Genomic DNA, 14,030 nt, shown 5'->3' with positions numbered 1-14,030 from the left:
CGTTATAGCGAAAGGACAAACGTTTCAGCTTTATGGGCCGCTTTTTTTCAATCCACTTCCGACTACACGTCTTTGTCTTTCAACGTTAGATGCGATACACACTCCACATGCATGGTCTGTGGAAACATATCTACCGGCTGCACGTCTTGAACGTCATAGCCGCTGTCCTCAAGTATTCGCAGGTCCCGGGCGAGTGTGGACGGATTGCAGGAGACATAGACGATCCGATCCGGTTTCATGCCGGCCATGGCTGTCAGCAACTGTTCGTCACACCCTTTACGTGGCGGGTCAACAACAATGACATCCGGGCGCATGCCTTGAGCCGTCCACCAAGGCATAATTTTTTCCGCTTCTCCGACATAGAACGCCGCATTGGTGATGCCGTTCAGTTTAGCATTTTCCTTAGCGTCATGAACCGCCTCTGAAACAACTTCCACACCGTAGACTTGTTTAGCCTGCTGGGCAAGAAACAGAGAAATCGTACCTATACCGCAATAAGCATCGACAACGGTATCTGTGCTTTTAATCCGTGCGTACTCCATCGCTTTCTCATACAGCACTTTCGTTTGTTTCGGATTGACCTGGTAAAACGAGTGCGGGGAAATGGCGAATGTGATGTCGCCGATTTTGTCATAAATATAGCCGTCGCCCCAAATGATTTCCGTTTTCTTACCAAAAATAACGTTCGTCTGACGATCATTAACGTTATGAACGATGGATTTAACATGGGGAAATGTCTCCGTCAATTCCTTTATAAGTTCATCTTGGTGCGGGAGCGTTTGCGTACGTGTCACAAGCACAATCATCGCGTCATTCGTTTCTTCGCCTGTCCGTACCATAATATGACGAAGAACACCGCGGTCATTTTCTTCATGGTATGCCGTCATGTTAAGCCTATCTGCTATTCGACGAACCGCTTCCACCATGCGGTCATTTTCTTCATCTTGAATCATACACGTTTCCATACCTTCAATTATCCGGTGGCTGCGCTTCTGGTAAAAACCGGTAATAAGCTCGCCGTCTGCTTTAGCCCCGACAGGCATCTGCACCTTATTGCGGTAGCGCCACGGATCTTTCATGCCTATAGTCGGATGAACTGGGACATGGTCCAAATGCGCCATTTTTTTCATTGCATTTTTGACCTGATTCTGTTTCATCGTGAGCTGCGTATCATAGCCCATATGCTGCAGCTGACATCCACCGCACTTATAATAAACATCACAAGGCGGCTCCACACGTTCCGGACTGGTTTGACGCCGGTTGAGTAATTTGCCGAACCCAAAATTTTTCTTTACCTTGACCACTTTTACGTCGCCTTCTTCCCCAGGTAACGCATATGGGACAAACAATGGGTACCCGTCGATTTTTCCGACGCCATTGCCTTCATGAGTCAAATCCTCAAACGCAAGAGAAACGGTCTGGTTTTTTTGGACTGGTGCTGATGGTTTGGCCATTATACGATCTTCCTTTTTGTACGTGTATGTATATATCTTCTTAACATATCCCGACAATGTCGGGACAAAAGAGTTAAAGAAGACACCAATAGGCATTACTCGTCATCAAACATGCCATTGGTTTGGTGTGAGTCGTTTTGGTTATCTTTTTCCAAAAACCTTTCCGGTATGAACACGTCAATATGCTGCTGCAAATTCAGAAACTCCCCCGGAAGCATGCCGCCGAACTCTCCGTCAATATTCAATTGCATATCGTCGTCCGTTTCGACGTTAATATATTCCGCCTGGGTATAAATGATCTTTCGATTCGTCAAATGTGATCCTCTTTGTGCAAGAGTCGCTATGCGAACGAATTCAGCAAGGTTCATCTCTTTAAGAATGAGTAAGTCAAAATACCCATCATCCAATTTTGCATCAGGCACCAGTTTTTCAAATCCGGCAACTGAGTTTGTATTGGATACCAAAAAAAGCATAATATCTTCTTCAATAACCGTCCCATCGTATTCGATTCTAGCATGAGTCGGTTTTAGCGATGGAAGCATTTCAATCCCTTTCATATAGTAAGCCAGCTGACCAAGCATTGTTTTCAGTTTGCTCGGAACTTCGTATGTCAATTCCGTCAACTTTCCGCCGCCAGCCATATTCATAAAGTATTGATCATTGACACGTCCGATATCCATAGGCATGGATTGCCCTGATAGAATAACATCGACTGCTTTTTCAATGTCGCGGGGAATCCAAAGCGCACGGGCAAAGTCATTCGTCGTGCCGGTCGGGATAATACCGAGTTTCGGTCGGTATTCCTGTTCGGCCATTCCATTGACAACTTCATTAATCGTCCCATCACCGCCGACGGCAATCACCAAATCAAACTGTCGTTCCGCAGCTAACCTGGCCGCTCTGCTGGCGTTCCCTTCACAGACCGTTGCATGGGCGGATGTTTCAAACCCGGCAACTTCCAATCGCTCCAAAACAGTCGGCAGTTCCCTTTTAAACGATTCTCTGCCGGAAGTTGGATTGTAAATGATACGGGCTTTTTTCATAGTGCTCCTCCCCACTGCTTCATCGTTGGTGTATACCACTATCCATCATAGCTCTTTTTATATGTTTTGAAAAGCTTTCCGAAATGAAATCAGACCGCTGCCGTTTTATGGCAGCGGTCATGAAGGCAATGACGATTAACTGGATGGGGAAATCGCCCCAATTTGGTGTTTTTATCATCAAGTCTGGCGTTTTTATCATGTTATTTGGCGTTTTCAGCACATACTTTGGCGATTTCGTGCTATTATTTGGCGTTTTTTCCTTTTACCGTTTATCAATCTCGGTCTGCAAAATCTTGTTGACCATGGGTGGGTTAGCCTGTCCTTTTGTTGCTTTCATGACTTGCCCGACGAGATATTTAATGGCACGGTCTTTTCCGTTTTTGTAATCAATGATGGATTGTTCGTTCTCATCAAGGATTTTCGTGATGATTTCCGTCAACTGCCCTTCATCCGAGATTTGGGCAAGTCCTTGATCCTTCACGATTTTGTCCGGATCGCCGCCGTTTTCAATAAGTTCAGCAAACACTTTTTTAGCGATTTTGGACGAAATGGTGCCGTCTTCAATCAATTTAATCATTCGTGCCAGTGCCTCCGGGGTCAGAGCAAGTTCATGAAGTTCTTTGTAGTTTTTATTCATATAACCGAATACATCGCCCATAATCCAATTGGACGCCTGTTTGATATCGGCACCGTTTTGCACCGTCTCTTCAAAGAAATCAGACATTTCCTTGGAATTGGTCAAAACGGCCGCATCATATTGCGGTAAGTCGAGTTCATCGATATATCGCTGCAGCCGGGCATCAGGTAATTCCGGAATCTGCTGACGAATTCGCTCTTTCCAGTCCTCATCAATGTATAATGGAATGAGATCGGGTTCAGGGAAGTAGCGGTAGTCATCAGAACCTTCTTTAACGCGCATCAGGACAGTTTTTTTCATCTTTTCATCAAACCGACGCGTTTCCTGCAGAATCTCGCCGCCGTTTTGCAGTTCCTCTTCCTGCCGTTTTTCTTCATATTCCAGTCCTTTTTGAACAAAGGAGAACGAATTCAGGTTCTTCAATTCCGTTTTAGTACCAAACTCTTGCTGGCCAACGGGACGGATGGATAAGTTCGCATCACAACGCAGTGAGCCTTCCTCCATCTTACAATCAGAAACGCCTGTATACTGGATAATGTTTTTCAGTTTTTCCAGATAGGCGTATGCCTCTTCCGGCGAGCTTATGTCCGGTTCGGAAACAATTTCAACGAGCGGTGTGCCCTGCCGATTGAAGTCCACAAGGGAATAGCCGTCATCCTGGTGATTCAACTTACCGGCGTCTTCTTCCATGTGCAGCCGTGTGATGCCTATGCGTTTTTTCTCACCATTGACATCAATCTCGATCCAACCATTTTCACCGATCGGCTTATCGAACTGAGAAATTTGATAAGCTTTCGGATTATCCGGATAAAAATAGTTTTTCCGATCAAATTTGGTATCAGTGGCAATATCACAATTCAACGCCATCGCTGCTTTCATCGCATAATTCACCGCTTCTTTGTTCATGACCGGCAATACACCGGGATACGCAAGGTCAATCGGATTCACGTTAGCGTTAGGCTCATCTCCGAAGGCATTCAGGCTTGGGCTGAATATTTTCGTTTCCGTTTTCAGCTCCACGTGCACTTCAAGTCCAATGATTGTTTCGAAATTCATGCTTCAGCACCTCCCAGCTGCGGTCGTTTGAGATGATGGTCTGTTGCCTGCTCATACGCATAAGCCGTGCGGTAAACTGTATGTTCATCAAACGCTTTGCCGACAATTTGCATACCGATGGGCAGTCCGTTATTGGAAAAACCACACGGAATGGATATCCCCGGCGAACCGGCCAGATTCACCGGTATGGTTAAAATATCGTTGGTATACATAGTCAGTGGATCATCCATTTTTTCGCCGATTTGAAACGCTGGTGTCGGTGCTGTCGGGCCAATGACGACATCATAGTTTTCAAAGATGCTTTCGAAGTCGTTGCGGATCAGTGTCCGTACTTGCTGGGCCTTTTTATAGTAAGCATCGTAATAGCCCGAGCTCAGAGCGAACGTTCCAAGCATAATCCGGCGTTTCACTTCATCGCCGAACCCTTCACTGCGGGAGTACTTAAACATATCCATCATATTGTCCGAGTTATCGGAACGCTCACCATAACGAACCCCGTCAAATCGAGCCAGATTCGCCGACGCCTCCGATGATGCCAACAGATAATACGCTGCCATGGCATAGTCGGAATGCGGTAGGGATACTTCTTCCCATTCGGCACCGAGCTGTTCATAGACTTTCAAAGCATTCATAACCGCTTCTTTCACATCTGGTGCGACCCCTTCACCAAGATATTCTTTCGGCACTGCAATTTTCAGCCCCTTGACATCCCCGGTCAGAGCATCCGTATAGGAAGGAACAGCCACATTGGCACTTGTGGCATCCATTTGATCAATGCCTGAAATAACTTCCAAGACACGTGCATTATCGTCCACGCGGCGAGTAAGTGGTCCAATCTGATCAAGCGATGACGCGAAGGCCACGAGACCAAAGCGGGAAACACGGCCATATGTAGGTTTCATTCCGACCACACCGCAAAACGACGCCGGTTGCCGGATGGATCCGCCGGTGTCTGATCCAAGCGAGAATAGCACTTCGCCGGCCGCTACTGCCGCTGCGGAGCCACCACTGGAACCACCCGGAACATGCGCTGTATTCCACGGATTGCGGGTCGGTGTAAAGCTTGAGTTTTCCGTCGATGACCCCATGGCAAATTCATCCATATTCAATTTACCGATCGTGACGTTTTTTTCCACATCCAGCTTGTCCACGACCGTTGCATTATAAAGCGGATGATCAAAATTTCGTAAAAATTGGCTGCCACACGTCGTCCGTAAATTTTTCGTAACAATATTGTCCTTAATGCCAGTCGGTATGCCAAATAAACGTGCTTGCTGGTCCGGAGCGGCATCCAGCTGTTTCGCCTGACTGCGAGCATTTTCTTCATCCAACGTCAAAAATGCCCCGATTTGATCATCGACTTCATGAATCCGATTGTACGAGGCTTCAACGAGATCTTCGGCTGAAATTTCTTTCCGATGAATCATTTGTTCCAATTGTTTGATGCTATGGTCAAATAAAGCCATGCGGTTCCCTCCTTATTCCAATATGGACGGCACACGGAAGTAACCATCCTGCTTGTCCGGTGCATTGTGTAATGCATCTTCTTTGGATATCCATTCTTTTGGTTCATCATCGCGCATGACGTTTTTCAAATCCAGGACATGAGTTGTCGGCTCCACATTTTCGGTATCCAATTCATTCAACTGCTCCGCATAATCAATGATGGAACTGAGCTGTTTGGCAAATTTGTCAGCTTCATCTTCGGTAACAGCGAGTCTTGCTAAATCCGCAACATGCTTCACCTGATCTTTTGATATATCGGTCAATGTTCGACACCTCCAAAATAAATCGTTTATATAGCACAATCGTCATTATGATGGTTAAGACACTATTGATAATAGCAAAGTTCGCATCACTCAGCAAATAAAGCAAAATCGCAATCAGTAAGAGAGAATTCCTAGTCAGATTGGCACCTTACGTGAGAATGCCTAAGATAACATCCTTTCAGGCAAATGTATCTACGTTTGTTCACTTGTTAAAAATATGGACTTTCGGTTCGTTGTCACCGGCCTTCCGGTAAATGACGCTTTCCATTTTCTTATTGGATTTAATTTTTATTTCCAACTCATAGTAATTTTGGAACATCTCCTGGACCAACCCATACGTATACTGAGTAAATCCAATCACTTCCCCTTTCCCATAGAATTCAAGCGGTATCTCCAGTGTCAATTTTTGCAGTTCTTCATCGATATAAAAACCTTCACCGATAACACCTGTATAGTTGGGAAAGTACTCCTGGATTTTATCAGCGAAATCTTTTATTTGCTGCTGCTGATCATAATATTTCTCTTCTCCTTCGTCCGATGGAAAAAGAATATTTTCTTCGTGGACCGTTTCCCAGTCACCGATGTTCGTGTCATCATCCGATACTTGGGTCTTGGCAACATAACTGCCCGGTACCGGTGATCCCTTGTCCTCTTCCCGGTAAAGAGCAAACATGATCGGGATATCGCTTAGTCCCTCGATGTTCCGCACGCGCTCTAATACCGTTTGCGCTATGGCCTTGCCTTTTTTCATCATCGTTTCTTTATCGATGGTCTTATGATACGTCGGTCCACCGATCTCCGTCTTAAACGCATACTCGGACTTCATTGCAATGCCGATGGATGCCCCGATGAGTTCAACCGTATCGTCGTCATTCCTCTTCAAAAAGTTGTGTTCCAGAATGTGCGTTAAATACTTCGGGTTATTTTTTTGCTGTTTCTTGGATTTATCATTCGCAATCGTCGGATTCAAACCAAGCTGGAAGTCGTGACGAATGGCCTGCTTCCGTTCCTCATCAACCTTCTGTCCTCTTTCTTGAAGAAACGCTACTCGATCCTGGACTGCTTTCTTCAACTGTTTTTTCGTCAGCTTCCTGCCCAGCCATTTGTAAAGCATGTCAGACGTTAAATATTGTCCTTCTTCAAAAAAATATTTCTCTGGATCGTAATACGATTTGGAAAGGCGTCGTAATCCTGTCTCCATTTCACCAATGTCCATCCGGTTCATGACCTGGTTCGTAATAACCCCACGTGAAGCACTGGTGCGGTACGGCAGAATGGTCCGGTACGTTTCATCCGACAGTTGATAACTGGGAACGATGGACTTTTCCTGCTTTTTTTGTTTATCTTCCTTTTGTACCACTTCATCTTCGTTCTTGTTTAGCGATGGGGCACAGCCTGATAGAATCAGGAGGGTGATCATCAGCCAGATTCCAACGTTCTTCAACATTCTCCACCCCTTATCCGTCTGAAGCTTCCCTGAGCTGTTGTTCGTTCCATACCGTAACCCCGAGTTGTTCCGCTTTTTCCAGTTTTGAACCGGCATCGTCTCCGGCGATCACAACGTCCGTATTGCTGCTGACGCTGCCGGTAACGCTGCCACCGAGCTGTTCCACCATTTTTTTCGCTTCCGAACGGGTAAATTGCTCCATTCTCCCTGTTAATACAACCGTTTTTCCGGTTAATGGTGTCTCCTCGTTTATGTCCTGGTTCCCTGGCTCATCATACGTCATCGATACGCCCAATGTTTTCAATTCCTGAATCAGTTCTTTTACGTGATCTTCGGCAAAATAGCGTGTAATGGAATCAGCCATTTTGTCACCAATCTCATAGATAGCAACAACGTCGGAAAATGACGCCTGCTGAAGACCCGCCATCGTTTTGAAATGAGCGGCCAAGGTCCGCGCTGCTTTCGATCCGACAAATCGGATTCCCAACCCGAATAGAAGCCGTTCAAGCGAATTGGTCCGCGACGCATCAATAGCCCGCAAAAGGTTATCCACAGATTTTTCGCCCATGCGTTCCAGCTGCAGCAAATCGTCCCGTTGCAGACGGTACAAATCGGCAATGGTATGAACGAGATCATTCCGGAACAGCTGGCTAATGACTTTTTCACCGAGTCCATCAATGTTCATGGCTTCCCGGGAAACAAAGTGAATCAAGCCTTCTTTCAATTGCTGCGGACAGTTGGGATTAATACAGCGCAATGCGACTTCTTCTTCCAGACGGACGAGTTCACTGCCGCATACAGGGCATTCATCTGGCATCAAAAATTCACTTTCGGCACCGGTTCGTTCGTCCTCGACAGATCGAATAACTTCCGGAATAATATCCCCTGCTTTTTTTATGATGACGTTATCACCAAGACGGATATCCCGCTCCCGGATCAAATCTTCATTGTGCAGCGAAGCGCGTTTCACCGTCGTTCCAGCAACCTGTACCGGGTCAAGAACGGCCGTTGGTGTCACCACGCCGGTACGCCCCACACTCAATTCTATATTCTTCAGGACGGTCAGCGCTTCTTCGGCAGGGAATTTGTACGAAATTGCCCAGCGCGGACTTTTAGCCGTGAATCCAAGCTTTTCCCGCTGTGCAAGGTTATCGATTTTAATAACGATGCCATCGATTTCATAATCCAATGACGGACGCTTGTCCTCCCAGTAACGTATATAGTCCAAAACGTCTTCAATCGTTGCGCATCTCCGCCATTCCGGATTCGTTTTTAACCCGAGCTCTTCCAAATACGTCAGCCGCTCGCTATGGGTAGTCAGCGACCCCGCTTCCCATTCACCGACGCTGTATAAAAAAATATCTAAATGGCGATTGGATGCTATTTTAGGATCCAGCTGACGGAGGGACCCTGCGGCAGCGTTGCGTGGGTTAGCAAACGGTGTCTCTTCATTCGCCGTCCGTGCTTCATTCAATTTAAGAAATGAGCGATGCGGCATGAACACTTCTCCTCTGATTTCCATCGTATTTTTTTCTGGAATCGACAGAGGAATGCTGCGGATGGTGCGCAAATTGGCCGTAATATCTTCACCGGTTGTACCGTCGCCACGAGTTGCACCACGGACGAACATCCCGTCTTCATAAAGAAGCGATACCGCGAGCCCGTCGATTTTCAATTCACAAACGAACGAAATGGGCTCATCCAATCCTTGACTGGCACGGCGGACAAAATCACGTACCTCGCTTTCATTAAAAGCATTTCCGAGACTAAGCATCGGGATGCGGTGCTGTACTTTCTGGAATGCATCCAACGGTTCGCCGCCAACCCGTTGAGAAGGCGAATCCGCTGTGACCAGACTAGGAAAATCCGTTTCCAGTTTGATGAGTTCCTGCATTTGCTGATCATAGACAGCATCGGGAACACTTGGGTTATCCTGGACATAATACTCATAATTGTAATGATTCAGCTGCTCCCTTAATGCCTTGATCTGCTGCTGTGCTGTGTCTTTATCCACTTCAGGAGGCACCTCCTATTGTTTCGTAATCGGCGCAAATTTGGCCAAAAGCCGTTTGACCCCGGTTGGTGCCGGAAATGCAATGTCCAATTCCATGGATTCGCCCTCGCCTTTTACGTTGACAACCGTACCGACCCCCCATTTGTTATGTTCCGCTTTATCACCGGGGCTCCATGTGTTGGATTCGGCCCCGGTTGTTTGCTGCATCCGGCCTGCACGACGTTTTAGCTCAGATGGTTCTTTGGATTTATTAGTCCCGCCGTACATCGTGGCATGTATTTGTTCGACGCCATCCACCAACTCTTCCGGAACTTCATGAATGAACCGGCTAATGGGATTCATATTCGTTTTTCCATACAGTGTACGCATTTTGGCATGGGTCAGAAACAGTTCCTCTTCAGCCCTCGTCATACCAACATAGGCAAGACGCCGCTCTTCTTCCATTTCCTCATCATCCATCATTGATCGGCTGTGCGGAAATACATTTTCCTCCATACCGATTAAAAACACGACCGGATACTCCAATCCTTTTGCGCCGTGCAGGGTCATCATCGTCACTTTGGGTTCATCGTCCGCTTCATCCTCATCAACACGGTCAATATCCGCAATAAGGGCGAGGTCCGTCAGAAAAGCGACAACTGTTTTATCGTCAGCGCTCTCTTCAAATTCCTTGGTCACGGTCTTAAACTCTTCCAAGTTTTCCAGCCTGCTCTGTGACTCCAGACTACGCTCATTTTTCAGCATGGTTTCATAGTTTGTCCGTTCGAGAACCGTCTCAACCATGTCTGTTGCCGTTAAAAATTCCTGCTGCTGCACAAGGCTATTGATAAAATTCAGGAATTCCGACAGTGCTTGCGCAGCTTTTTTCGATACACCAGTAAAGTCGATCTCCTTAATCGTTTGTGCAAATGAGATGTCATGGTCAGAAGCATACGCCCGTACTTTATCCATAGTCGTCTTGCCGATGCCGCGTTTCGGCACGTTCACGACCCGTTCAAAACTGATGTCATCATCCGGATTCGTAATAAGCCGCAAATACGAGATTAAATCTTTTATTTCTTTTCGTTCATAGAATTTCGTACCGCCGATCATTTGATACGCGATGTTTGATTTTCTAAACGTATCCTCAATAGCACGTGATTGGGCATTGGTCCGATACAACACGGCCATATCATTCAGCGAAAAACGTCCTTCCTCTGTGAGTTCCTGGACTTTATCCGTCACATAAAGTGCCTCTTCCTGCTCAGTCGCCCCTTGATAATAACGGATTTTTCTTCCGTCATCGTTCTCTGTCCATAAGTTCTTCGGTTTTCGTCCGGTATTATAGTCAATAACATGGTTCGCCGCATCGAGAATGGATTTCGTCGACCGGTAATTCTGCTCTAAATAGATCGTCCGTGATGACGGGTAATCCTCCTCAAACGACAGAATATTGCTGATATCGGCACCCCGCCAGCGATAAATGGACTGATCCGAATCACCGACCACGCACAGGTTTTGATACCGGCTCGCCAGTTGCTTCACCAAATAGTACTGCGCATGGTTGGTGTCTTGATATTCGTCCACATGAATATACTGAAACCGGCGCTGATAGTATTCCAACACTTCCGGGACCCGCTTGAACAAATGAATCGTCTGCATAATCAAATCGTTAAAATCGAGCGCCTGATTCTTCCGCAATGTTTTTTGATACCGATCATAAATTTGCGCCACGGTCTCGTGGAAATAATCGGACACCTGTTTGCTATATTCTTCCGGAGTGGTCAATTCATTTTTGGCCCCACCGATCTGACTAAGCATCGCACGTGGGTCAAACTTCTTCGTATCGATGTTCAAGTCTTTCAAAATCTGCTTCATGACCGATAGCTGATCACTACTGTCCAAAATCGTAAAATTCGAACTGTATCCGATTCGGTCGATATCCTTCCTTAGAATACGGACACACATGGAGTGAAAAGTGGAAACCCATATCTGTTTCCCTTCCGCACCGATGAGTTGGTTAACACGATTTTTCATTTCACGTGCTGCTTTATTCGTAAACGTAATAGCGAGAATATTTCTCGAAGCGACGTCTTTTTCACCAAGCAGATAAGCAATTCGGTGTGTCAATACACGTGTCTTGCCGCTTCCCGCTCCGGCCATAATAAGCAACGGGCCTTCCGTATGCTTGACAGCCTGTTTTTGTTCGTTATTTAATCCATTTAGTAAATCGTCCATTGTCTGACTCAATCAAGACACCACCTTTTCAAGATGTGAGCAGTTATTATTTCTTGACGGCCTGGACCGTTTTTAACGCTTTTTTGATATTATCATAAACGAGATTGCCGACAATGATCGTATCCGCATGTTCTTTCATTTCCTGAGCCTGGAACTGATTTTCAATACCACCGCCATAAAAAAGCTTGGTCGTCGTCAACTGTTGCCTCACTTTTTCAACCAGTTTCGGATCCCCGTACGTCCCGCTGTATTCCATATAAAAAATGGGCAAATGAAAAACATTTTCGGCCATATGGGCATAGGCTTCCACGTCATCCGCATCCGGCATGACACATTTGGTCTGCTTAAATGCTTTGGATTCCTCATTGAGGATGCAATAACCTTGCACAAACATTTCATCCCAGTTCAGCAGTTCCTTATATTCCTTGATGGCCTGGTGCTGCAAATCCATCATCCATTTTTTCTCCGTCGTGTTCATGACCATTGGGATGAAATAATAATCAAAGCCTGGCGTGATGGATTCCATGTTGGCAATCTCCAATATACACGGCACGGTATGACGGCGAATACGGGAAAGCAAATCAAGCACGCCATCCAACGTCACTCCGTCCGTTCCTCCTACAATAATAGCATCTGTCCCTGATTCACAGATGTCTCGAAGGTCGTCATCAGCAATGTCTTTAGCAGGATCCAGTTTAAATATATGATTCCATTCGTGTAAAGAATAATTCAATGCTCATCCTCCATCAATTTGACCATAATCATTGGATCAGGCATAACCAAGTCGATTTGCCAGTCCACCGGTTCTAAGTATACCAAAAATAACGCTCAGAATGGGGATAACGGACTCTATTTTTTGAGGATATGGGTATTCGAGGGTGATGTCATGGCCATTTGAACCACTGACACAGGTATGCGGGCGCTTGACTCATGAAAGAGCGTAGCAGAGCGCTATCACAAGGGGGAAGACAGCGCTCCATGTACCCATTATGTCTCCATATCTATTAAACGGTCAAGAACGATTTGGTAACCGTCACTGCCGTAGTTAACGAATCGACGCACACGCGAAATCGTCGCGGTGGAAGCGTTGGTTTCCTCTTCTATGACATTGTACGTATAGCCCTCCCGCAGCATTTTAGCCACCTGCAGGCGCTGAGCAATCGAATGAACTTCTGACATAGTGGCGATATCATCAAAAAACTGATAGCATTCTTCGCGATTTTTCAAAGAGAGAATGGCATCAAACAATTGATCGAGTTGTTCACCGCGCAACTTATCAATCTGCATTCTGGAACCACCCGCTTTCTATTCGTTTGAAATCGTGACAGATTGCTCCATACCCGGACTTGATGGAACAATATTAACCCATGTTTGGCCAGGGACAAACGGAACAGGGTCTCCGTCTTTGACCGGAATCAGCCGGCCATCACGATTTTCCCACTGGACGTTTTGGACATTGCCTTTTTGAATGAGATACGCATCACCGCCTGATGTTATGTCTACTTGTCGGCGGCCGGCATCATCAATCACTTGGTGGGGGGTCTCCACAATAAATATGTTATCTGTCGTGATAGCTGTTTCTCCATTTCGTTCCACGGTTTTCGTTCCGTCGCTATATCGTGTATACGTCCCATTTTCCGCATTATACCGATATTCTACAATATTTTTCGGACGATTGGAATATACAATTGTAACACGTTCAGCCGAATCACCGTTAATCGACGCAGCTTCCTCTTCTGATGCGAACGGGAGCGGCTCATAAGACCGGGTCATGTCATAGCCTTTCTGCTGGGCAGCGTCATCAATACCATCGAACTGCAAATAGGAATTGTGCGGCGCAGTCCGGAATGATGCCCGTTTAAACAATTGGCCGTCATTGTCATGTAAAGCTCCGTCCAGATGCTCAATGCCACGGTTCTGAATCATGTCGTTAACAAAATGGGCTGCACCGTGATAAATGTAGAGTCCCCCATAGCCTCTGGTGAGCTCAAAATAATATTCCCTTGCGCTACGCACCGGACCAACAACATCCGGCGTCTCGCTCTGATACATGGCGAGAAAGCGAGTAATCGTTCCTTCCGCCAGCACCTCAAAAACAATATCCGCTTTAGAAATCCCTGTCTGCGGACGCGCTTTGCGATGATTGTTGACCATCACACCGACCATCCGGTTGTCAACAGGCTGATCGGTTTTTACCCCTGTCAGAGGATAGGTATGCAGCGCACCTGACGCTTCAGCCTTCTGATTAGTAGCATTTTCTTTGGCTTCACTATCTTCCGCCGGCTGCTCGTCATTGCTCGAACATGCAGCGGTCAAGAACAGCGCAACCAGTCCGAAAAAAATAAAAATTCGTCTCAAAATCCCACTCCTTTATTCGACAAAAAGAAATCGGC

The 14,030-nt window shown here is 46.3% G+C and carries 11 protein-coding genes; all 11 read right to left on the bottom strand.

Features of this window, described 5'->3' with window-relative positions; translation table 11 throughout:
- Positions 1-62: 62 nt before the first annotated feature.
- Positions 63-1,454, bottom strand: a complete 1,392-nt coding sequence (rlmD, locus tag ACZ5Q7_RS06970; RefSeq protein ID WP_343750700.1) for a 23S rRNA (uracil(1939)-C(5))-methyltransferase RlmD — start codon at positions 1,452-1,454, stop codon at positions 63-65.
- Between the two features lie 95 nt (positions 1,455-1,549).
- Complete coding sequence (locus tag ACZ5Q7_RS06965; protein WP_343750702.1) at positions 1,550-2,497, bottom strand: diacylglycerol kinase; 948 nt, start codon at positions 2,495-2,497, stop codon at positions 1,550-1,552.
- Positions 2,498-2,759: 262 nt separating this feature from the next.
- Positions 2,760-4,190, bottom strand: a complete 1,431-nt coding sequence (gene gatB, locus ACZ5Q7_RS06960; protein WP_343750704.1) for an Asp-tRNA(Asn)/Glu-tRNA(Gln) amidotransferase subunit GatB — start codon at positions 4,188-4,190, stop codon at positions 2,760-2,762.
- Positions 4,187-5,656, bottom strand: a complete 1,470-nt coding sequence (gatA, locus tag ACZ5Q7_RS06955; protein ID WP_343750706.1) for an Asp-tRNA(Asn)/Glu-tRNA(Gln) amidotransferase subunit GatA — start codon at positions 5,654-5,656, stop codon at positions 4,187-4,189. Before gatA ends, gatB begins: the two co-directional genes overlap by 4 nt.
- Before the next feature lie 12 nt (positions 5,657-5,668).
- A complete protein-coding gene (gatC, locus tag ACZ5Q7_RS06950; RefSeq protein WP_343750707.1) occupies positions 5,669-5,959 on the bottom strand; it encodes an Asp-tRNA(Asn)/Glu-tRNA(Gln) amidotransferase subunit GatC in 291 nt (96 codons plus the stop codon).
- Positions 5,960-6,161: 202 nt separating this feature from the next.
- Positions 6,162-7,406, bottom strand: a complete 1,245-nt coding sequence (locus tag ACZ5Q7_RS06945) for a CamS family sex pheromone protein (protein WP_343750708.1) — start codon at positions 7,404-7,406, stop codon at positions 6,162-6,164.
- 10 nt (positions 7,407-7,416) lie between these two features.
- Entirely contained in the window at positions 7,417-9,420 is a 2,004-nt protein-coding gene (ligA, locus tag ACZ5Q7_RS06940; RefSeq protein WP_343750709.1) for an NAD-dependent DNA ligase LigA, read from the bottom strand.
- 15 nt (positions 9,421-9,435) lie between these two features.
- The gene (gene pcrA, locus ACZ5Q7_RS06935) at positions 9,436-11,637 is read right to left on the bottom strand and encodes a DNA helicase PcrA (RefSeq protein WP_425542326.1); all 2,202 of its coding nucleotides are present in this window, start codon (positions 11,635-11,637) and stop codon (positions 9,436-9,438) included.
- Between the two features lie 46 nt (positions 11,638-11,683).
- Complete coding sequence (pcrB, locus tag ACZ5Q7_RS06930) at positions 11,684-12,370, bottom strand: heptaprenylglyceryl phosphate synthase (protein WP_343750713.1); 687 nt, start codon at positions 12,368-12,370, stop codon at positions 11,684-11,686.
- Positions 12,371-12,624: 254 nt separating this feature from the next.
- On the bottom strand, positions 12,625-12,924 hold the full coding sequence (locus ACZ5Q7_RS06925; protein WP_343750715.1) for a YerC/YecD family TrpR-related protein: 300 nt from the start codon (positions 12,922-12,924) through the stop codon (positions 12,625-12,627).
- A gap of 18 nt (positions 12,925-12,942) precedes the next feature.
- A complete protein-coding gene (locus tag ACZ5Q7_RS06920; protein ID WP_343750717.1) occupies positions 12,943-13,995 on the bottom strand; it encodes a DUF3048 domain-containing protein in 1,053 nt (350 codons plus the stop codon).
- Positions 13,996-14,030 lie beyond the last annotated feature (35 nt).

Source organism: Lentibacillus halophilus, assembly GCF_055395055.1.
This window is presented reverse-complemented; position numbering and strand designations above follow the sequence as displayed.

What these genes read in the sequence shown, in the direction of transcription:
- gatB (WP_343750704.1), bottom strand. Translation starts at nt 4,190, where the DNA reads ATGAATTTCGAAACAATCATTGGACTTGAAGTGCACGTGGAGCTGAAA.
- ACZ5Q7_RS06925 (WP_343750715.1), bottom strand. Translation starts at nt 12,924, where the DNA reads ATGCAGATTGATAAGTTGCGCGGTGAACAACTCGATCAATTGTTTGAT.
- ACZ5Q7_RS06945 (WP_343750708.1), bottom strand. Translation starts at nt 7,406, where the DNA reads ATGTTGAAGAACGTTGGAATCTGGCTGATGATCACCCTCCTGATTCTA.
- gatA (WP_343750706.1), bottom strand. Translation starts at nt 5,656, where the DNA reads ATGGCTTTATTTGACCATAGCATCAAACAATTGGAACAAATGATTCAT.
- pcrA (WP_425542326.1), bottom strand. Translation starts at nt 11,637, where the DNA reads ATGGACGATTTACTAAATGGATTAAATAACGAACAAAAACAGGCTGTC.
- rlmD (WP_343750700.1), bottom strand. Translation starts at nt 1,454, where the DNA reads ATGGCCAAACCATCAGCACCAGTCCAAAAAAACCAGACCGTTTCTCTT.
- ACZ5Q7_RS06965 (WP_343750702.1), bottom strand. Translation starts at nt 2,497, where the DNA reads ATGAAAAAAGCCCGTATCATTTACAATCCAACTTCCGGCAGAGAATCG.